This is a genomic window from Paraburkholderia sejongensis (assembly GCF_020880815.1).
Classification (GTDB): Bacteria; Pseudomonadota; Gammaproteobacteria; order Burkholderiales; family Burkholderiaceae; genus Paraburkholderia; species Paraburkholderia sejongensis.
On sequence record NZ_JAJITD010000024.1, the window covers coordinates 70,148 to 90,895 of the forward strand.

The following is a 20,748-nucleotide window of genomic DNA, read 5'->3' on the forward strand; positions in this document are numbered from 1 at the left end:
GTCGCAGCGGCGCTGTGGCGTGCGCGACGAAGGCTGTCGCGTCGACCGTGACGACGGCGAGTCCCGCGTCAGTGACCGGACGACAGCTTCAGCCCGATCAGGCCGATCACGATCAGCGCCGCGCTGGCCACGCGCGCGAGCGTCAACGCCTCGCCCATCATCACGACGCCGAACACGAACGCGCCGACCGCGCCGATCCCGGTCCAGACCGCATAGGCGGTGCCGAGCGGCAACTGACGCATCGCGATCGCGAGCAGCACGAAACTGCCGAGCGCGGTCACGACGGTGAACACCGACGGCCAGAAACGGGTGAAACCTTCGGAGGTTTTGAGACCGGCCGCCCACGCGACTTCGAGCAAACCGGCGATCAGCAGAAGAAACCAGGACATCGGGACAGCTCCATAAAGAATGGGGCCGTCCCCGATGATCGATGCGAGCGTAAGGTCGTCCTTACGTCGGCGAGAATTATAGCGGAGCGGAACTGGCGCGCCCGGCGGGGCTTACGGCGGGACTTACACGGCGACTTACGCCGCGCCGACCAGCCGGTAACCGACCCCCGTCTCGGTGACGATATGCTCCGGCTGCGCCGGATCGCGTTCCAGCTTGCCGCGCAGATGACCCATATAGATGCGCAGATAGTGATTGCTCTCGACATGCGACGGCCCCCACACGTCGCGCAGCAGTTGCCGGTGCGTGAGCACGCGGCCGGCGTGGCGCACCAGCGTCGCGAGCAGCCGGTATTCGATCGGCGTCAGATGGATCGGCGCGCCGTCGCGCGTGACCTTGCGCAGCGCCAGATCGACGGTCACCGCGCCGAAGCTCACCTGCGGCGACTCGTTCGCGCCGCCGTGATTGCGCCGGCGCAGATGCGCGCGAATCCGCGCGAGCAGTTCGGATACGCCGAACGGCTTGGTCAGGTAGTCGTCGGCGCCGGCATCGAGCGCGGCGACCTTCTCGCTTTCCTGGGTACGCGCCGACAGCACGATCACCGGCAGCTCGCTCCAGCCGCGCAGCTCGCGAATCACTTCGAGGCCGTCGGTATCGGGCAGCCCGAGATCGACGATCACCAGATCGGGCTTGCGCGTCGCCGCTTCGACGAGCCCCTGCTTGCCGGTTTCGGCGTCGTGCACGGCGATCCCCTCGCCTTCGAGCGCGGCGCGCACGAAGCGGCGAATCTGTTTTTCGTCTTCGATCAGAACGACGGTGATGTTCGGGTCACTCATGGGCGGGTCGGGTCAGCGGATGGAGATCGGCGGCGGCGGTGTCGCCCGCGTTGCGCTCTTCGTCTTCGTTTTCGTTGTCGTCTTCCAGCACGTCGGGCGCGTCGGGCGGTGTGCTGACCGGCAGCGTGAACCAGAAGCGCGCGCCTTCGACGCCACCGTCGGGGCCGAGCCTGTTCAGCGCGCCGATTGTACCGCCGTGCGCATCGACGATCGCGCGGCAGATCGCGAGCCCGAGACCGATGCCCGGTTTCGCCGACTCTTTCTCGCCCCGCGTGAATTTCTCGAACACGCGCGCTTCCATGCCGGCGGGCAATCCCGGGCCGTGGTCGTCGATCGTCACGCGCACGAACGACGCGCCGTCGGCGTCGATCTGCTGCGCGCCGATCTCGAGCGGTGTGCCGGCCGCGGTGTACTTCGCGGCGTTCTCGAACAGGTTCGAGAACAGCCGCTCCATCAACACCGCGTCCAGATGCAGCAGCGGCAGCTCGGCGGGCAGCGTGACCCGCACCGGATGTCCCGCCAGCACCCGCTTGCACGCGCGCAGCGCGGCGCCGACGGTTTCCTCCAGCAGCGTCCACTGCTGGTTCAGTTGCAGACGGCCGGCCTGCAGCCGCGCCATGTCGAGCAGATTGGTGACGATGTCGGTCATCCGCAGCGCCTCTTCGTGGATCGCTTCGACGAGTTCGTCGCTGCGCCCGGCATCGGCGGCATCGGCATCGGTTGCCTGGTTGCGCTGGTGCGTCTGCGCCAGCATCGACGAAAATCCGACGATCGTCGTCAGCGGCGTGCGCAAATCGTGCGAGATCGCCGACAGCAGCGAATTGCGCAGCCGCTCGGACTCCATATTGACGAGCGCATCGCGGGCGATATCGACGTAATGCACGCGTTCGAGCGCCAGCGCGATCTGCGCGGCGAACGCATCGAGCATGCGGCGCTGCTCGGGCACCGCCAGCTCGTGCTCGTCGCGCACCACCACGCCGAGCACGCCGCGCGTGCGCATCGGCGCCTTCAGCGGCAGGTACAGCGCGGCGGCGGCCGGCAACGTGTCGGTGCCGTGACCGGCCGGCTTCTGCTGATCGTAGACCCACTGACCGACATCGAGATCGAGCTGCTCGCCGTCGAGCGTGATCGCCGCGTCGGGATTCTCGATCTTCTGTCTGATCTGATCGGCGCTGTCCGGCAGCAGAATCGCGACGCGCGCGCCGAACACCTCGCTCACGTGGCGGCTGCCGATCCCGACGATCTGCTCGGTGGTCAACGCGGCGGCCAGCTCGCGCGCCATCTCGTACATCGCGCCGGTACGCTGCTCGCGGCGCCGCGCGACGCTCGCCTCGCGGCGCAGGCTCGAAGTCAGATGGCTGATCACCAGCGAGGTCAGCAGCATGCCGAAGAACGTCAGTAAGTACTGCGTATCGGAGACCGACAACGACATCCGCGGCGGCACGAAAAAGAAATCGAACGCGGCGACGCTCGCGAACGACAGCACCACCCCCGGCCCGCGCCCGAGCTTCACCGCGGTGAAGATCACGCCGAGCAGATACAGCATCACGAGGTTGGTCAGATCGATACGGTCGATCAACGTGCTCGACAGCAGCGTGATCGCGGTGCCGATCGCCAGCGCGAGCGCATACGCGCGCGGCGGCGAGCGGCGCTCGCGGGCCGCGCTCAACGACTCGCGCCACGCGTTCGCGGTCGTGTTCAGCAAACGCCGCTGCGCGCCGCCGTCGCGTTCGGACGACGCGCGGACCAGCGTCAGCTCGAGATCGCCGCTCTTCTGCGCGATGCGCTCGGCGAACGGCCGGCGCAACCAGCGGCTCACGCCGGTGCGCGACGACGCGCCCGCGACCAGCTTCGACACGTTGCGCGCCTGCGCGTAGCCGATCAATGCGTCGAGCGCATCGGTGGCGGCCAGCGTCGCGGTCTCGGCGCCGAGTTCGGCCGCGAGCTTCAGCGCGTTCAGCGTGCGCTCGCGGCGCGCATCGGGCAGCCGCTGCAACGCCGGCGTCTCGACATAGACCGCGAGCCAGTCGGCTCTCAGGCTCGCCGCGAGCCGCGCGGCCGCGCGCACCAGCGCGGGCGCCTCCGGCCCGGGACCGACGCACACCAGCACGCGTTCGCGCGCCTGCCACACGCGCTGGATCGAACGGTCGGCGCGGTACTCGCGCATCTGCGCGTCGACGCGGTCGGCGGTGCGGCGCAGCGCCAGTTCGCGCAGCGCGATCAGATTGCCCTTGCGAAAGAAGTTGCGCACCGCGCGCTCGGCTTGCTGGGCCATGTACACCTTGCCGTCGCGCATCCTGTCGAGCAGTTCTTCGGCGGGCAGATCGACGAGCGTGACTTCGTCCGCGTGATCGAACACGCGATCGGGCACGGTCTCCCATACGCGGATCCCGGTGATCTGGCCGACCACGTCGTTCAGGCTTTCGAGGTGCTGCACGTTGACCGTCGTATAGACGTCGATGCCCGCGTCGAGCAGTTCATAGACGTCCTGCCAGCGCTTCAGATGGCGCGCGCCCTGCACGTTCGAATGCGCGAGTTCGTCGACGAGGATCAGTTGCGGCTTGCGCGCGAGCGCGGCATCGAGGTCGAACTCGCCGAGCTGGCGGCCGCGGTACTCGATCTTAACGAGCGGCAGCACCTCGAGCCCCGCGAGCAGCGCGGCGGTTTCGCCGCGGCCATGCGTTTCGGCGATGCCGACCAGCACGTCGACACCTTCTTCGAGGCGGCGGCGCGCGGCCTGCAACATCGCATAGGTCTTGCCGACACCGGCCGACGCGCCGAAGAAAATCTTCAGCCGGCCGCGCTGGCGCTTTTCTTCATCGCGCTGCAGCTTGTCGAGCAGTTCGTCTGGATCGGGGCGGTTCATGCCGGGGGTCGATTGATTCTCGTGGTGATGCGAGCGGCGCTCGCCTGCATGGTGGCACGGGCCGCGCCGGCCCGCAAATAGCGACGCGGCGCCGCGTGGGCGCCGCTGTACCGCCATGAACCGCGGCGTTCGCCGCTCACCCGCGCTTCATCTCATCCAGCGCGAGATTGAGCATCAGCACGTTCACGCGCGGCTCGCCGAGCACGCCGAACTGGCGCCCCGTCGTATAGCGCTCGACCAGCGCCTCTACGTCGTTCGGCGCGAGCTTGCGCGCATTGGCGACGCGCTGCACCTGATACGCGGCCGCCGCCGGGCTGATCTCCGGATCGAGCCCGCTGCCCGACGAGGTGACCAGATCGACCGGCACCGGCTTCGACATATCGGTGCCGGCCGCCTTCAGCGCGGCAAGCCGGCCCTTGATCTCATCGAGCAGCGCCGGATTGTTAGGCCCGAGATTGGAGCCGCCCGAAGCTTGCGGGTTATACGGCATCGGGCTGGTCGCCGACAGCCGGCCCCAGAAGTACTGCGGCGCATCGAACTGCTGGCCGATCAGCTGCGAGCCGACCACCTTGCCGTCGCGCTCGATCAGACTGCCGTTGGCCTGCCGGTGAAACACCGCCTGGCCGAACGCGGTCATCACCGCGGGATACGCGAGTCCGGTGATGGCGGTCAGCACCGCGAAGATCACCAGCAACGGACGGAACAGATTTTTCATGATGGGTCTCTTTCCCTTTTCAGCACTTCGTCATTTCTTCGCTGCGTGGCTGTGCGCGTTCACACCCAGCCGAACGCGGCCAGCACCATATCGATCAGCTTGATGCCGATGAACGGCACGATGATCCCGCCGAGCCCATACACCAGCAAATTGCGGCGCAGCAGGATCGCCGCGCCCAGCGCGCGATAACGCACGCCCTTGAGCGCGAGCGGAATCAGCAGCACGATGATCAGCGCGTTGAAAATCACCGCCGACATGATCGCGGAGGTCGGCGTCGCCAGATGCATCACGTTCAGCGCGTTCAACGCCGGATAGGTCGATGCGAACGCGGCCGGAATGATCGCGAAGTACTTGGCGACGTCGTTGGCGATCGAGAAGGTGGTCAGCGAGCCGCGCGTCATCAGCATCTGCTTGCCGATCTCGACGATCTCGATGAGCTTGGTCGGGTTCGAATCGAGATCGACCATGTTGCCCGCTTCCTTCGCGGCCTGGGTGCCGGTGTTCATCGCCACCGCGACGTCGGCCTGCGCGAGCGCGGGCGCGTCGTTGGTGCCGTCGCCGGTCATCGCGACGAGGCGCCCTTCGGCCTGGTGCGCGCGGATCGTCGCGAGCTTGGTTTCCGGGGTCGCTTCGGCGAGGAAGTCGTCGACCCCCGCTTCGGCGGCGATCGCCGCCGCGGTCAGGCGGTTGTCGCCGGTCACCATCACGGTCTTGATACCCATCTTGCGCAGTTCCGCGAAGCGTTCCTTGATGCCGCCCTTCACGACGTCCTTCAGTTCGATCACGCCGAGTACGCGCGCGCCCTGCTCGCCCTTCTCGGCGACCACCAGCGGGGTGCTGCCGCGGCGCGCGACCTCGGCGACCGCGTTGCTGACTTCGTTCGGGAAGCGCCCGCCGTTGACTTCGACGTAGTGCTTGACCGCATCGGCCGCGCCCTTGCGGATCTCGCGGCCGTGCGTGCCGGCCGGGGTTCCCGGCGGCGCGAGGTCGACGCCGCTCATGCGCGTCTGCGCGGTGAACGCGAGAAACACCGCATGCAGCGACGCCATATCGCGCTGACGGATATTGAAGCGCTGCTTGGCGAGCACCACGATGCTGCGGCCTTCCGGCGTTTCGTCGGCCAGCGACGACAGTTGCGCGGCATCGGCCAGCGCCTCTTCGCTGATGCCCGGCGCCGGCAGGAACTGCGATGCCTGACGATTGCCGAGCGTGATCGTGCCGGTCTTGTCGAGCAGCAGCACGTCGACGTCGCCGGCCGCTTCGACCGCGCGGCCGGAAGTGGCGATCACGTTGGCCTGCATCATGCGGCTCATGCCGGCCACGCCGATCGCCGACAGCAGCCCGCCGATCGTGGTCGGAATCAGGCACACCAGCAGCGCGGCGAGCGCGGTGATCGTCACGACGTGGCCCGCCGAATTGGCCAGGTGAGCGGCTTCAACTGAGAACATCGAGAACGGCAGCAGCGTCGCGGTCGCGAGCAGCATCACGATCGTCAGCGCGACCAGCAGGATGGTCAGCGCGATTTCGTTCGGCGTCTTCGCGCGCTTCGCGCCTTCGACCATCGCGATCATCCGGTCGAGGAACGCCTCGCCCGGATTGGCGGTCACCCGCACGACGATCCAGTCCGACAGCACCCGCGTGCCGCCCGTCACCGACGAAAAGTCGCCGCCCGACTCGCGGATCACCGGTGCCGATTCGCCGGTGATCGCCGACTCGTCGACCGACGCGACGCCGTCGATCACTTCGCCGTCGGCCGGGATCACGTCGCCGGTCTCGACCAGCACGACGTCGTCGCGGCGCAGATCGGACGCGGTCATGATGCGGATCGGCGATTTCGGATGCGGCTCGTTGAGCTTCTTGGCCATCACGTCTTTCTTCGCACTACGCAGCGACGCGGCCTGCGCCTTTGAGCGGCCCTCGGCGAGCGCCTCCGCGAAGTTCGCGAACAGCACCGTGAACCACAGCCACAGCGTGACCGCGAGAATGAATCCGGCGGGCGCCTCGGCCTGGCCGCCGAGCGCGGCGATCCACAAGACGGTGGTCAGAATGCTGCCCACGTACACGCAGAACATCACCGGGTTGCGGAACTGGGTGCGCGGCGTGAGCTTCCTGAAAGAGTCCACGATCGCCGGGCGCACGAGCGCCGGGTCGAACATGGACCGTGTAGCGTTATGTTCAGTCATTGAATCCTCGAATATCGCCAGGCGCGCGCCGCGCGGATGCCGGCGGCGTTTCCGCTCGGTGCGGCTGCTTGCAGGCGCGCGCTGTATGAGCTGTTCTCAGTCGCTGGTTGGCAACGGCGGCGTCAGTGCGCGCCCATCATCATCAGATGCTCGACGCCGGGGCCGAGCGCGAGCGCCGGCACATAAGTGAGCGCGCCGACCAGCAGCACCGTGCCGAGCAGCAGCACGACGAACAGCGGTCCATGCGTGGGCAGCGTGCCGCCGGTGACGCCGATGCGCTTTTTCGCGGCCAGCGAGCCGGCGATCGCCAGCACCGGCACGATCGTGCCGAAGCGCCCGAACCACATCGCGATCGCGGTGAGCCAGTTGTAGAACGGCGTGTTCACCGACAGCCCCGCAAATGCGCTGCCGTTGTTGTTGGCGGCCGAACTGAACGCGTAGAGGATTTCGGAGAAGCCATGCGCGTCGGGGTTCGCAATACCGGCGCGACCCGCGTCGGTGAGCACCGCGAACGACGTGCCGACCAGCACCAGCAGCGGCGTCAGCAGCACGACGATCGACACCATCTTCATCTCATACGCTTCGATCTTCTTGCCGACATACTCAGGAGTGCGGCCGATCATCAAGCCGGCCACGAACACCGCCAGCAGCGCGAACACCAGCATCCCGTACAGCCCCGAACCGACGCCGCCGAAGATCACTTCGCCGAGCTGCATCAGCAGCATCGGCAACAGGCCGCCGAGCGGCGTCAGCGAGTCGTGCGTATTGGCGACCGCGCCGCAGGAAGCCGCGGTGGTCGCCACCGTGAAGATGCCCGACTGCGCGATGCCGAAGCGGGTTTCCTTGCCTTCCGCATTGCCGCCGGACTGCAACGCATTGGCCGACTGGTCGACGTTGAGCGCGGTAAAGGCCGGATTGCCGCCCTGCTCCGCGGCGATCTCGCCGAACACGCACACGCCGAACGCGATCGTCATCGCCGCGAGCACCGCGACGCCCTGACGGCGGTCGCCGATCATGCGGCCGAACAGCAGCGCGAGCGCCGCCGGAATGATCAGGATCGCGAACATCTGCAGCATGTTCGAAAACGGCGTCGGGTTCTCGAACGGATGCGCAGAGTTGCCGTTGAAAAAGCCGCCGCCGTTGGTGCCGAGCATCTTGATCGCTTCCTGCGACGCGACCGGGCCCATTGCGATGGTCTGCGTCTTCACCGGGGTATCGACCGTGACCGGGTTGCCCTTTGCATCCTTCAGCGGATTGCCTTGCGCGTCGAGCTTCGGCGCCGCGTAGGTCGTGGTCTGCAACGTCGGCACGTCCTGATAGGCCTTGAAGTTCTGGATCACGCCCTGGCTCATCAGCAGCGCGGCGACGATCGCCGCCATCGGAATCAGCACGTACAGCGTGACGCGCGTGAGGTCGACCCAGAAGTTGCCGATGGTCTGCGCGCTATGCCGCGCGAAGCCGCGAATCAGCGCGATCACGACGACGATGCCGGTCGCCGCCGACAAAAAGTTCTGCACGGTCAGGCCGAGCATCTGGGTCAGATAGCTGACCGTTTGCTCGGGCGTGTAGTCCTGCCAGTTGGTATTGGCGACGAAGCTGACCGCGGTGTTGAACGCGCTGTCCACCGACATCGCGCCGAACTGCTGCGGATTGCCAGGCAACCAGCCCTGCACGCGCAGCAGCACGTAGAGGAACAGCACGCCGAGCACGTTGAACGCGACGGTCGCGATCGCATAGTGCTTCCAGCCCATCTCCTCGCTCGGATCGACGCCGGCGACGCGGTACAGCAGCCGCTCGAGCGGCGCGCCGATGCGCACCACCCGCGAGCTGCCGTCGATCACCGCGCCGAGATAGCGCGCAACCGGCACCGCGGCGGCCAGCAGCACGACGATAAACAGCCCTGCCTGCAGGACATTGTTCGCGTTCATTCAATGTCCTCCGCGCGCAGCAGCGCATACACGAGATAAACGAACAGCAGCGCGGTGCACGCACCGGCGAGCCACAGCATCCAGGTCATTAGCGCGCTCCTTGCCCACGGCGCAACTGCATCAGCTTCTCGCAGCCGCCAATCAGTCCAATGGTCAGCACGGCAAATAGCACGAGCCCCCCGACATACAGCACATCCATTGTTGTTCTCCATTCACGGATTCTGGATGGGTAGAACGGTATGCCGATCAGCGTAAAGGGCTGGTCAAAGATGCAGGGGCGGACGTAAAAATCGCGTAAATGGAGTGGACCGGGCCGCTAAAAAGAAAGGGCCGCGCCATCTTGCGATGGGGCGGCCCTTCAGTGCTGCGGGTCGGCAACCGGCCGGTTGGCCCGGCGGGTATGCGTGGATGGGTTTATGGCAACAGAATCGTCGAACCCGTAGTACGACGCGCTTCGAGATCCGCATGCGCCTGACCGACATCCGACAGCGCATAACGCTGATTGATGCTGGCGTTCACCTTGCCCGACGCGAGCACGTCGAACAGTTCGGCCGACATCGCCTCGTAGTCGGTGCGCCTGGCCATATACGTAAACAACGTCGGCCGCGTGAAGAAAAGCGAGCCGCGGCCGGCGAATTCCGACGAGTCGATCGGCGGCAGCGGACCCGACGCATTGCCGAAGCTGACGAACAGACCCAGCGGCGCCAGACAGTCGAGCGACTTCTCGAAGGTGTCCTTACCGATCGAATCGTAGACGACCGGCACGCCCGCGCCGTTGGTGATCTCGCGCACGCGCTTCGTGAAGTTCTCGCGCGTGTAGACGATCGGGTGATCACAGCCGTGGGCTTTCGCGACCTCGGCTTTTGCGTCGGAGCTGACCGTGCCGATCACGGTCGCGCCGAGCGCCTTTGCCCACTGGCACACCAGCAAACCGACGCCGCCCGCCGCGGCCTGGATCAGGATCGTGTCGCCCGGCTGCACGCGATACGTGCGGCGCAGCAGATATTGCGCGGTCAACCCCTGCAACATCACCGACGCGGCCTGCTCGTCGCTGACCGCATCGGGCAGTTTGACGACCTGCGCGGCCGGCAGCACACGCTCCTGCGCATACGCGCCGGGCGGCCGGCCGACATACGCGACCCGGTCGCCGACTTGCAGACCTTCGACGCCCGCGCCGAGCGCAATCACCTCGCCGGCCGCCTCCATGCCCAGGCCGCCGGGCAGCGGCAACGGATACAGGCCGGTGCGGAAATACACGTCGATGTAATTGAGGCCGACCGCCGTCTGACGGATGCGGATCTCGCCCGCGCCGGGTTCGCCCACTTCGACGTCGACCCACTTCATCACTTCGGGGCCGCCGGTTTTCTCGAAACGGATTGCCTTGACCATCATGTCTCCTTGATTTGTCGGAATGTCGTTGTGAATGCCGGGACGGATGCGGGTTGCCGGCGCGGCGCCGCGCGACGCCATGCGACCGCGCGCGGCCGCGGGGGTACGTTCAGGCTGCTCCGCTCATGCGCAGCGTCAGCACGTCGAGCACCATGCGCGCGGTCGAGATATTGGTCGCGCACGGGATGTTGTGCACGTCGCACGCGCGCACCAGCGCGTTGATGTCCGGCTCGTGCGGCTGCGGCGTCATCGGATCGCGCAGGAAGATCACCATGTCGACCCGCCCTTCCGCGAGTTGCGCGCCGATCTGCAGGTCGCCGCCGTGCGGGCCGGACAGCATGCGCTCGACGTTCAGTCCATGCGCGTCGCTGATGCGCCCGCCGGTGGTGCCGGTCGCGACGATGTCGCAACGCCTGAGCGTGTCGACGTACTCGCCGGCCAGTTTGACGATGTCGTCCTTCTTGTGATCGTGCGCGATCAGCGCAATGCGGGTGGTCATGACGTAAGACTCCTCAAACCGTTGTGATTGTCGTTGTTGTGGTGCGTCGGGGCGATTCAGCGCGGCCGGCTCAGAACGTGCCCGGAAACGCGCCGCCGTCGATCAGCCAGTTCTGCCCGGTGATGTAGCCGGCATGCGTGCTGCACAGGAACGCGCACGCGCGACCGAACTCGTCGCGATTGCCGAAGCGGCCGGCCGGGATCGTTTTCATGCGCTGCTGGCGCGCTTCTTCGACGGAGATGTTGTAGGTCTTCGCCTGCGCCTCGAACGTGACGGCGATGCGGTCGGTGTCGAACAGGCCCGGCAGCAGGTTGTTGATCGTCACGCCGGTCGGCGCGACCTTGCGCGCGAGGCCCGCGACGAAGCCGGTCAGCCCCGAGCGCGCGCCGTTCGACAGACCCAGCACGTCGATCGGCGCCTTCACCGCCGAACTCGTGATGTTGACGATCCGGCCGAAGCCGCGCGCGCTCATCGAGTCGATGGTCTGACGAATCAGCTCGATCGGCGTCAGCATGTTCGCTTCGAGCGCGCGGATCCAGTCGTCGTGCGTGAAGTTGCGGAAGTCGCCCGGCGGCGGGCCGCCCGCGTTGTTGACCAGAATGTCCGGCTGCGGACAGGCGGCGAGTGCCGCGGCGCGCCCTTCGGGCGTGGTGATGTCGCACGCGACCGTCTTTACTTCGACGCCGCTTTGCTGGCGGATCTCGGCGGCGGTCGCCTCGAGCGTCTCGGCGGTGCGCGCGACGATCGTCAGATTGACGCCCTCGGCGGCGAGCGCTTCCGCGCAGCCGCGCCCGAGACCCTTGCTCGCCGCGCAGACCAGCGCGGTACGTCCTGCGATTCCCATGTCCATCGTGTGTGTCCTCGTGTCCTTGTGTTTTCGTCTCGGAGTGTCTCAGTCCCAGCGCCGGTGTTAGCGCCGGCGCGCGGGCGCGGGGAAGTTTCCCCAGATTCTAGAAGAATCGGTGCCGGACTGTGCCCGGCCGCCTGAATCGCGAAACGCCGGCGCACCCGCCCCGACTGCAATCTCCGGTATCGCCCGGCGCCACTCTTTCGGTAAACTTGCGGCGTGGCGCGCGCCACGGGGTGACGCCGGCGGCCCAATCGCCCACGGCACGAACCGCAAACAGCCACGCGCGCCGAACCGATCCACCTTGCCGCCGCGCGCGGGCCCCGCCATGACCACCCAGGACAGCCGCTTTCCCAATCTTTTCATCCTCGATCACCCGCTGATCCAGCACAAGCTGTCGCATATGCGCGACCGGGACACCTCGACGCGCACGTTCCGCGAACTGCTGCGCGAGATCACGCTGCTGATGGGCTACGAGATCACCCGCAACCTGCCGATGACCACCCGCCGCATCACCACGCCGCTGGTCGAGATCGACGCGCCGGTGATCGCCGGCAAGAAGCTCGCGATCGTGCCGGTGCTGCGCGCGGGCATCGGCATGTCCGACGGGCTGCTCGAACTGGTGCCGTCGGCGCGGGTCGGCCACATCGGCGTGTACCGCGCGGACGATCACCGCCCGGTCGAATACCTGGTGCGGCTGCCGGACCTCGAAGACCGCGTGTTCATCCTGTGCGATCCGATGGTCGCGACCGGCTACTCGGCGGTGCACGCGGTCGATGTTCTGAAGCGCCGCAACGTCGCCGCCGAAAACATCATGTTCCTCGCGCTGGTCGCCGCGCCGGAAGGCGTGCAGGTGTTTCAGGACGCGCACCCGGACGTCAAGCTGTTCGTCGCGTCGCTCGATTCGCATCTGAACGAGCATGCGTATATCGTGCCCGGCCTCGGCGACGCGGGCGACCGGCTGTTCGGCACCAAGAACTGAGAGCGGCCCGCGGCCGGCCCGTCGCGACGACGCGCGGCGCCGGCCCGGCGCGCCGCGCGCACGCCACATCCCCTCTGCCGCACCGGCCCGGCGTGATAAAATTCGCATCCGCTCGACCAGCCGACCCGCACGCTCACGCGCGCCATCGCCGGCACATCGACTGGCGTAATGTGCGCCGATGTGCGCTGGCGCGGCGCCTCGCCCCGGCACCCGCACCCGGTGCCTGTTCGACCGGCGCCCTGTTTGCCGCCGGCAAGCCGTCCCGCCCCAACCGCGCTGCCGCTACCCGCGGCCCCGCTTCACCGGCGGTGATGCCGCAGGCGGCGCCAACGCAAACGGACGGCAACGAGGCGCAAGACAAGGGAACGGCCGGCACCGCGGCCAGGCCAGAGCGGGCCGGCCCCGGCAGGCAGAGCGCCGACGGGCTCGGGGCAAGGCCCCGCCGGCAGTCTTTCAGCAGACGGTTTCACATCGAGGCGCGCGAGTCGCGCCCGACATCGCAACGACAATTGCACTATGCGTGCGCCCCGCTGGCGCGCGCGACGGAGAAAAGGTATGGCGGGTCATTCGAAATGGGCCAACATCAAGCATAAGAAAGCAGCGGCCGATGCCAAGCGCGGCAAGATCTGGACGCGGCTCATCAAGGAAATCCAGGTCGCGGCGCGGATGGGCGGCGGCGAAATCGACTCGAACCCGCGTCTGCGGCTCGCGGTCGACAAGGCGTACGACGCCAACATGCCGAAGGACAACATCAACCGTGCGATCCAGCGCGGCGTCGGCGGCGCGGACGGCGCAAACTACGAAGAGATCCGCTACGAAGGCTACGGCATCGGCGGCGCGGCGGTGATCGTCGACACAATGACCGATAACCGCACCCGCACGGTCGCGGAAGTGCGCCACGCGTTCTCGAAGAACGGCGGCAACATGGGCACCGACGGCTCGGTGTCGTTCATGTTCGATCACGTCGGCCAGTTCCTGTTCGCGCCCGGCACCGCCGAAGACGCGCTGATGGAAGCCGCGCTCGAAGCCGGCGCCGACGACGTCGTCACGAACGAGGACGGCAGCATCGAAGTGCTGTGCCCGCCGAACGATTTCTCGAAGGTCAAGGCCGCGCTGGAAGCTGCTGGCTTCAAGGCCGAACTGGCCGAAGTCACGATGAAGCCGCAGAACGAAGTCGAGTTCACCGGCGACGACGCGGTCAAGATGCAGAAGCTGCTCGACGCGCTGGAAAACCTGGACGATGTCCAAGACGTGTACACGAACGCGTCGATCGCCGACGCATGACGGCGCGCCGGCCTCGCGTGACGCATAGCGCGCCGCGCGCCGCCGGCTGTGGGCCTCGCCGGCCCGCGCCACGCAGGTTTTATTGCACGGCTGGGCGTTTCGCTCAGCCGTTTATAGTTTTCAAGTCTCGGGGATTCACATGAAGTTACTCGTCGTCGGTTCCGGCGGTCGCGAACATGCGCTCGCATGGAAGCTCGCGCAATCGCCGCGGGTCCAGCTCGTCTACGTCGCGCCGGGCAACGGCGGCACCGCTCAGGATGAGCGTCTGCGCAATCTCGACATCACCGAGCCGGCCGCGCTCGCCGATTTCGTCGAGAAAGAGCAGATCGCCTTCACGCTGGTCGGGCCGGAAGGGCCGCTCGCCGCGGGCATCGTCAACCTGTTCCGCGCGCGCGGTCTGAAGATCTTCGGACCGAGCAAGGAAGCCGCGCAGCTCGAAAGCTCGAAGGACTTCGCGAAGGCGTTCATGAAGCGCCACGCCATTCCGACCGCCGAATACGAAACCTTCGCCGACGTCGCCGCCGCGCACGCGTATCTGGACGCCAAGGGTGCGCCGATCGTGATCAAGGCCGACGGCCTCGCCGCCGGCAAGGGCGTGGTGGTCGCGCAGACGCTGGAAGAAGCGCACGCGGCGGTCGACATGATGCTGTCGGACAACAAGCTCGGCGATGCCGGCGCGCGCGTCGTGATCGAGGAATTCCTCGCCGGCGAGGAAGCGAGCTTCATCGTGATGGTCGACGGCAAGCACGTGCTCGCGCTCGCATCGAGCCAGGATCACAAGCGTCTGCTCGACGGCGACCAGGGTCCGAACACCGGCGGCATGGGCGCCTACTCGCCCGCGCCGATCGTTACGCCGCAGTTGCACGCGCGCGTGATGCGCGAAATCATCCTGCCGACCGTGCGCGGGATGGAAAAGGAAGGCATCCGCTACACCGGCTTCCTGTACGCCGGTCTGATGATCGACGCGCAAGGCAACCCGAAGACGCTCGAATTCAACTGCCGGATGGGCGACCCCGAAACGCAGCCGATCATGGCGCGTCTGAAGGGCGACTTCTCGAAGGTCGTCGAACAGGCGATCGCCGGCACGCTGGATACGGTCGAACTCGAATGGGACCGCCGTACCGCGCTCGGCGTCGTGCTGGCCGCGTACAACTATCCGGATACCCCGCGCAAGGGCGACCGCATCAACGGCATCCCCGCCGAGACCGCGGATTCGGTCACGTTCCACGCCGGCACCACGCTCGCCGACGGCAAGCTGACCACCTCGGGCGGCCGCGTGCTGTGCGTGGTCGGTCTGGCGGACTCGGTGCGCACCGCGCAGGCCGCCGCGTACGAAACGATCAACCAGATCGCCTTCGACGGCATGCAGTACCGCCGCGACATCGGCTTCCGCGCGCTGAACCGCAACAAGCAGTAAGCGCGTTTGTCTTCGCGATTGTCTCCGCGTTTGCCTGCGCGCCGGTTGTCCCCGCCGGCGCGCGTGGGCGGCCGGCAGCGGCGGCGCCGGCGCTACACTGGGGTGTTGCGCGCTCGGCGCGGCGGGCGGGGCAGCGCGGATCATGCAGGCTCGGCCAAGCGCCGCCCGCAGCGGCCCCGGCGCCCCGCCCGCCTCACCAGAACGACCGGCCCGCGTGGGCCTCTCCAGTCCCGCACGCGGCCAGCGCCTGATTCGAAGAACCCGCGGCACGCCGAGCGTGCCGCCTCAGCACCCGCATTCATGAGCAATTCGAGCTACGACGCACAGATCGTGCGCAGTTGGCTGCAAGGCCTGCAAACGCAAATCGCCGACACCCTCGGCGCGTTCGACGGCATGCCGTTCGCAACCGACGCGTGGCAACGCGCCCCGGGCGAGAAGCTGCGGGGCGGCGGCGTCACGCGGATTCTCGAAGGCGGCCAGTTTTTCGAGCGCGCGGGCATCGGTTTCTCGGACGTCGCCGGCGACGCGCTGCCGGGCTCGGCCAGCGCCGCGCGCCCGCACCTGGCCGGACGCGGGTTCGAGGCGATGGGCGTGTCGCTGGTGCTGCATCCGCGCAATCCGCACTGCCCGACCGTGCATATGAACGTGCGGATGCTGATCGCGACCAAGGCGGGCGAAGAGCCGGTGTTCTGGTTCGGCGGCGGAATGGATCTGACGCCCTATTACGGCTACGAGGAAGACGCACGGCATTTCCACGAGGTCTGCCGCGACGCGCTCGCGCCTTACGGCGCGGACCTGTACCCGCGCTTCAAGCGCTGGTGCGACGAATACTTCTTCCTGAAACACCGCAACGAACCGCGCGGCATCGGCGGAATTTTCTTCGACGATTTCGCGGAGCTTGGTTTCGAGCAATCGTTCGCTATGCTCAAGAGCGTCGGCGACAGTTTCCTGAAAGCGTATCTGCCGATCATCGAACGGCGCCGCGACACGCCGTATGGCGACGCCGAGCGCGCGTTCCAGGGCTACCGGCGCGGCCGCTACGTCGAGTTCAATCTGGTCTTCGACCGTGGCACACTGTTTGGACTGCAAAGCGGCGGACGCACCGAATCGATCCTGATGTCGATGCCGCCCGTGGTGAACTGGCGCTACGACTGGCAGCCCGAGCCGGGTACGCCGGAAGCGCGTTTGTATAGCGATTTTCTCGTGCCGCGCGAGTGGGTGTGACGCACCGGCGCTTTACCGGCCCGCCTGACAGCTCGCCGACGGTCACGACAAAGGATCCGCATCTGAAGCCGAACGTTCACCCTGTCGCCCTGCCTCGCCGGATCGGTCTGCTGGGCGGCACCTTCGATCCGATCCACGACGGCCACCTCGCGCTCGCGCGGCGTTTCGCGCAGGTGCTGCGGCTGACCGAACTGGTGCTGCTGCCGGCCGGCCAGCCGTGGCAGAAAGCGGGCGTGTCGCCGGCCGAACACCGGCTCGCGATGACCCGCGCGGCGGCCGCCGCGCTGACGCTGCCGGGTGCGAGCGTGCGCGTGGCGACCGACGAAATCGAGCACGACGGCCCGACCTACACGGTCGACACGCTCGAGCGCTGGCGCGAGCGCGAAGGCGACGACGCATCGATCACCCTATTGATCGGCGCGGATCAACTGGTGCACCTCGACACATGGCGCGACTGGCGGCGCCTGTTCGAGCTCGCGCATATCGGCGTGGCCACGCGGCCCGGTTTCGACCTTGGGTCGATCCCTCCCGCGGTCGCCGAAGAAATCGCCGCGCGGCGCGCGAGCGCCGAAGTATTGCAGGCAACCCGCTGCGGCCATCTGCTGATCGACACGACTCTCGCGTTCAACGTGTCGGCCACCGAAATTCGCGCGCATCTGCGCGAGCAGGTCGAACGCCGCCTCGCCCACGCGGGCGGCGAGGCGCAGCAGGATCAGGCCGCGAGTCACGTCCCCGCCGCGGTGTGGGACTATATTCTTCAACATCATCTGTACCACCGGTAACTCCATGGATATTCGCAAACTGCAGCGCGTGATCGTCGACGCTCTCGAAGACGTCAAGGCGCAAGACATCAAGGTGTTCAACACCTCCCATCTGACCTCGCTGTTCGATCGCGTGATCGTCGCGAGCGGTACCTCGAACCGGCAAACCAAGGCGCTCGCGTCGAGCGTGCGCGAAGGCGTAAAAGAAGCCGGCGGCGAGATCATCAGCACCGAAGGCGAGGACATCGGCGAATGGGTGCTGGTCGATTGCGGCGACGCGATCGTTCACATCCTGCAACCGGCGCTGCGCCAGTACTACAACCTCGAAGAAATCTGGGGCGACAAGCCGGTGCGGCTCAAGCTGTCGACGCCGAATCCGTTCGGCGGCGCGCGCGCGAGCGAAGGCGACGACGAGGAAGACGACGAAGAGCAAGCGCCGGCCGCCAAGCCCGCGCGCAAGAGCGCCGCGCGTCGCAAGTAAGCGCGCGACGACTCTCGCGATGAAACTGCATATCCTCGCGGTCGGCCACAAGATGCCCGACTGGATCGCCACCGGCTTCGACGAGTACGCGAAGCGCATGCCGCCCGAGCTGCGCATCGAGTTGCGCGAGCTCAAGCCCGAGCAACGCTCGTCGGGGCGGTCGGCCGACAGCGTGATGGCCGCCGAGCGCCAGAGGATCGAAGCCGCGTTACCAAAGAACGCGCGCATCGTCGCGCTCGACGAGCGCGGCAAGGACTGGACCACGATGCAGCTCGCGGGCGCGCTGCCGAACTGGCAGCAGGACGGCCGCGACGTGGCCTTCCTGATCGGCGGCGCGGACGGACTCGACCCCGAGCTGAAAGCGCGCGCCGACATGCTGCTGCGGGTCTCCAGTCTCACGCTGCCGCACGCGATGGTGCGGGTGCTGCTCGCCGAGCAGCTGTATCGCGCGTGGACCATTACGCAAAACCATCCGTATCACCGCGCGTGAGCGTTCGGGGCTCGCGATCTGCGCGCACGCGCAACGCCCTTCCCTCCCATTCATCCACGCTCACCGCGCTCACGCCATCCGCTCGCGTTCCAACGAGATCCATTCATGTCCACGTCTTCCGCTTCGCTGCATCCGTTCGTCTACCTCGCCTCGCAAAGTCCGCGCCGCCAGGAGCTGCTGCAACAGCTCGGCGTGCGCTTCGAACTGCTGTTGCCGCGCCCCGATGAAGATGCCGAAGCGCTCGAAGCCGAGCTGCCCGGCGAGACCGCGCACGCTTACGTGCAACGCGTGTGCATTGCGAAAGCGCACGCGGCGCGCGCGCGGCTCGTGGACGGCGGCCATCCGGCGCGGCCGATTCTGGTCGCCGACACGACTGTCACGATCGACGACGCGATTCTCGGCAAGCCCGTCGATGCCGACGACGCGGTCGCGATGCTTACGCGCCTCGCCGGCCGCACGCACGAAGTGCTGACCGCGGTCGCGGTGATCGATGCCGGCGGCGCGTTGCTGCCCAGCGCGCTGTCGGTATCGACGGTGCGTTTTGCTGCAGTGCACGCAGACGCATTGCGTCGCTATGCGGCGAGCGGCGAGCCCCTTGGCAAGGCCGGTGCTTATGGCGTGCAAGGGCGCGCGGCGGAGTTTATCGAGCATATCGACGGGTCCTATTCGGGTATCATGGGTTTGCCGCTTTTTGAAACCGCTGCCCTCCTGCGTGCAGCGCGCATCGACTTCTAAAACAACACCATGAATGAAGAAATCCTGATTAATGTCACGCCGCAGGAAACGCGCGTCGCGCTCGTTCAACAGGGCGCCGTCCAGGAACTTCATGTCGAACGAACGCTGTCGCGCGGGCGCGTCGGCAATGTCTATCTGGGCAAGGTTGTGCGTGTGCTGCCGGGCATGCAATCCGCGTTCATCGACATCGGCCTCGAACGCGCCGCGTTTCTCCACGTCGCCGACATCTGGCATCCGCGCATCGCCGGCGAAGCGCCGCATCAAACACCGCATCAGCCGATCGAAAAAATCGTCTTCGAAGGACAGACGCTGATGGTGCAGGTCGTCAAAGACCCGATCGGCACCAAGGGTGCACGCCTGTCGACTCAAGTCAGCATTGCCGGACGCACGCTCGTGTATCTGCCGCAGGAGCCGCATATCGGCATCTCGCAGAAGATCGAAAGCGAGGCCGAACGCGAAGCGGTGCGCGCGCGGCTGACCGCCGTGCTTCCCGCCGATGAAAAAGGCGGCTATATCGTGCGCACGATCGCCGAGGATGCGAGCAGCGAAGAACTCGCCGCCGATGTCGCGTATCTGCGCAAGACGTGGGCGACGATTCTGTCGCAAGCGCAGCGCATGCCGCCCACGAGTCTGCTGTACCAGGATCTGAATCTCGCGCAGCGGGTGCTGCGCGATTTCGTCAACGACGACTCGTCGCGTATCCAGGTCGACTCGCGCGAGACGCATCAGATGCTCGCCGACTTCGCGGCGGAGTTCACACCAGCGGTGTCGTCGAAGCTGCATCACTACACCGGCGAGCGGCCGCTATTCGATCTGTACAACATCGAGGCCGAAATTCAGCGCGCGCTGTCGCGCCGCGTCGAGCTGAAGTCGGGCGGCTATCTGGTGATCGACCAGACCGAGGCGATGACGACGATCGACGTGAACACCGGCGGCTACGTCGGCGCGCGCAATTTCGACGATACGATCTTCAAGACCAACCTCGAAGCCGCGCACACGATCGCGCGGCAACTGCGGCTGCGCAATCTGGGCGGTGTGATCATCATCGACTTCATCGATATGGAGAACGCCGAGCATCGCGATCAGGTGCTGGGGGAATTGAAGAAGGCGTTGTCGCGCGATCGGACGCGAGTGACCGTGAATGGCTTCTCGCAGCTCGGGCTAGTTGAAATGACGCGCAAGCGCACGCGGGAATCGCTCGCGCATGTGTTGTGCGAGCCTTGTCCGGTTTGCCAGGGTAAAGGGCAAGTGAAGACCGCGCGGACTGTTTGCTATGACGTACTGCGCGAGATTCTGCGCGAGTCGCGGCAGTTCAATCCGCGCGAGTTTCGCGTGGTCGCTTCACAACAGGTGATCGATCTGTTTCTCGAGGAAGAGTCGCAGCATCTGGCGATGCTGATCGATTTCATCGGCAAGCCGGTGTCGTTGCAGGTGGAGTCGAATTTGAGTCAGGAACAATATGACATTGTGTTGATGTAGCGCACGGCGGGTTGCTTGGGTTCGTGTGGGGCGGGTGGATAAGACCCATAACGCCAGGCACAGGAAAGCCGACTTGTGAGGGTCGGCTTTTTTTATTCAACCGAATCGGGATCGAGGACCTATCCGCATTTTTGTGTGCGAGGCGGTTAGCGGAGTTACCCGCGTGCATTGGTGAAGCGCTCGCCAAACAGAATGGCAAACTGGTTCATGGCGGATGACCAGTCAAATGCGGCGCGTACAGACTT

At 66.6% G+C, this 20,748-nt stretch carries 20 protein-coding genes; 9 read left to right on the plus strand and 11 right to left on the minus strand.

Annotated elements, in window-relative coordinates; genetic code table 11:
* Nucleotides 1-68 precede the first annotated feature (68 nt).
* The 11 genes from sugE to LJ656_RS31735 form a co-directional block, all read right to left on the minus strand.
* Nucleotides 69-389: a quaternary ammonium compound efflux SMR transporter SugE gene (gene sugE / locus LJ656_RS31685; protein ID WP_230513401.1), complete on the minus strand. Its 321-nt coding sequence runs from the start codon at nucleotides 387-389 to the stop codon at nucleotides 69-71.
* Nucleotides 390-524: 135 nt separating this feature from the next.
* The gene (gene kdpE, locus LJ656_RS31690) at nucleotides 525-1,223 is read right to left on the minus strand and encodes a two-component system response regulator KdpE (protein WP_230513402.1); all 699 of its coding nucleotides are present in this window, start codon (nucleotides 1,221-1,223) and stop codon (nucleotides 525-527) included.
* A complete protein-coding gene (locus LJ656_RS31695) occupies nucleotides 1,216-4,089 on the minus strand; it encodes a DUF4118 domain-containing protein (protein WP_230513403.1) in 2,874 nt (957 codons plus the stop codon). The genes kdpE and LJ656_RS31695 overlap by 8 nt, the downstream gene beginning before the upstream one ends.
* Nucleotides 4,090-4,225: 136 nt before the next feature.
* Nucleotides 4,226-4,804 (minus strand): potassium-transporting ATPase subunit KdpC, encoded by a 579-nt coding sequence (gene kdpC, locus LJ656_RS31700; RefSeq protein WP_230513404.1) that lies wholly within the window; start codon nucleotides 4,802-4,804, stop codon nucleotides 4,226-4,228.
* Between the two features lie 59 nt (nucleotides 4,805-4,863).
* Nucleotides 4,864-6,987, minus strand: coding sequence for a potassium-transporting ATPase subunit KdpB (kdpB, locus tag LJ656_RS31705; protein WP_230513405.1), 2,124 nt, complete (start codon nucleotides 6,985-6,987; stop codon nucleotides 4,864-4,866).
* A gap of 122 nt (nucleotides 6,988-7,109) precedes the next feature.
* On the minus strand, nucleotides 7,110-8,915 hold the full coding sequence (gene kdpA, locus LJ656_RS31710) for a potassium-transporting ATPase subunit KdpA (RefSeq protein WP_230513406.1): 1,806 nt from the start codon (nucleotides 8,913-8,915) through the stop codon (nucleotides 7,110-7,112).
* Nucleotides 8,912-9,004 carry a K(+)-transporting ATPase subunit F gene (gene kdpF / locus LJ656_RS31715; protein ID WP_027197179.1) on the minus strand — a complete coding sequence of 31 codons (93 nt, stop codon included), beginning with the start codon at nucleotides 9,002-9,004 and terminating at the stop codon, nucleotides 8,912-8,914. Before kdpF ends, kdpA begins: the two co-directional genes overlap by 4 nt.
* Nucleotides 9,004-9,114, minus strand: a complete 111-nt coding sequence (locus LJ656_RS31720; RefSeq protein WP_230513407.1) for a potassium ABC transporter ATPase — start codon at nucleotides 9,112-9,114, stop codon at nucleotides 9,004-9,006. Before LJ656_RS31720 ends, kdpF begins: the two co-directional genes overlap by 1 nt.
* A 215-nt stretch (nucleotides 9,115-9,329) precedes the next feature.
* The gene (locus tag LJ656_RS31725; RefSeq protein ID WP_230513421.1) at nucleotides 9,330-10,304 is read right to left on the minus strand and encodes a quinone oxidoreductase family protein; all 975 of its coding nucleotides are present in this window, start codon (nucleotides 10,302-10,304) and stop codon (nucleotides 9,330-9,332) included.
* Between the two features lie 109 nt (nucleotides 10,305-10,413).
* Nucleotides 10,414-10,803, minus strand: a complete 390-nt coding sequence (locus tag LJ656_RS31730; RefSeq protein WP_230513408.1) for a methylglyoxal synthase — start codon at nucleotides 10,801-10,803, stop codon at nucleotides 10,414-10,416.
* A gap of 70 nt (nucleotides 10,804-10,873) precedes the next feature.
* Entirely contained in the window at nucleotides 10,874-11,653 is a 780-nt protein-coding gene (locus LJ656_RS31735) for an SDR family oxidoreductase (RefSeq protein WP_230513409.1), read from the minus strand.
* A gap of 325 nt (nucleotides 11,654-11,978) precedes the next feature.
* Here LJ656_RS31735 and upp point away from each other — a divergent pair, with 325 nt between their 5' ends.
* The 9 genes from upp to rng all read left to right on the plus strand — a co-directional run bounded on the left by upp (nucleotide 11,979) and on the right by rng (nucleotide 20,503).
* A complete protein-coding gene (gene upp / locus LJ656_RS31740; RefSeq protein WP_230513410.1) occupies nucleotides 11,979-12,632 on the plus strand; it encodes a uracil phosphoribosyltransferase in 654 nt (217 codons plus the stop codon).
* A 555-nt stretch (nucleotides 12,633-13,187) separates the two neighbouring features.
* Nucleotides 13,188-13,916, plus strand: coding sequence for a YebC/PmpR family DNA-binding transcriptional regulator (locus LJ656_RS31745; protein ID WP_230513411.1), 729 nt, complete (start codon nucleotides 13,188-13,190; stop codon nucleotides 13,914-13,916).
* 139 nt (nucleotides 13,917-14,055) lie between these two features.
* The gene (gene purD, locus LJ656_RS31750) at nucleotides 14,056-15,333 is read left to right on the plus strand and encodes a phosphoribosylamine--glycine ligase (protein WP_230513412.1); all 1,278 of its coding nucleotides are present in this window, start codon (nucleotides 14,056-14,058) and stop codon (nucleotides 15,331-15,333) included.
* 300 nt (nucleotides 15,334-15,633) lie between these two features.
* Nucleotides 15,634-16,557, plus strand: coding sequence for an oxygen-dependent coproporphyrinogen oxidase (gene hemF, locus LJ656_RS31755; RefSeq protein WP_230513413.1), 924 nt, complete (start codon nucleotides 15,634-15,636; stop codon nucleotides 16,555-16,557).
* 89 nt (nucleotides 16,558-16,646) lie between these two features.
* The gene (locus LJ656_RS31760; RefSeq protein WP_230513422.1) at nucleotides 16,647-17,339 is read left to right on the plus strand and encodes a nicotinate-nucleotide adenylyltransferase; all 693 of its coding nucleotides are present in this window, start codon (nucleotides 16,647-16,649) and stop codon (nucleotides 17,337-17,339) included.
* Nucleotides 17,340-17,343: 4 nt separating this feature from the next.
* On the plus strand, nucleotides 17,344-17,799 hold the full coding sequence (rsfS, locus tag LJ656_RS31765; protein WP_230513414.1) for a ribosome silencing factor: 456 nt from the start codon (nucleotides 17,344-17,346) through the stop codon (nucleotides 17,797-17,799).
* 19 nt (nucleotides 17,800-17,818) lie between these two features.
* Nucleotides 17,819-18,289, plus strand: coding sequence for a 23S rRNA (pseudouridine(1915)-N(3))-methyltransferase RlmH (gene rlmH / locus LJ656_RS31770; protein WP_230513415.1), 471 nt, complete (start codon nucleotides 17,819-17,821; stop codon nucleotides 18,287-18,289).
* Nucleotides 18,290-18,394: 105 nt separating this feature from the next.
* A complete protein-coding gene (locus LJ656_RS31775) occupies nucleotides 18,395-19,024 on the plus strand; it encodes a Maf family protein (RefSeq protein ID WP_230513416.1) in 630 nt (209 codons plus the stop codon).
* 9 nt (nucleotides 19,025-19,033) lie between these two features.
* A complete protein-coding gene (gene rng, locus LJ656_RS31780) occupies nucleotides 19,034-20,503 on the plus strand; it encodes a ribonuclease G (protein ID WP_230513417.1) in 1,470 nt (489 codons plus the stop codon).
* Nucleotides 20,504-20,748 lie beyond the last annotated feature (245 nt).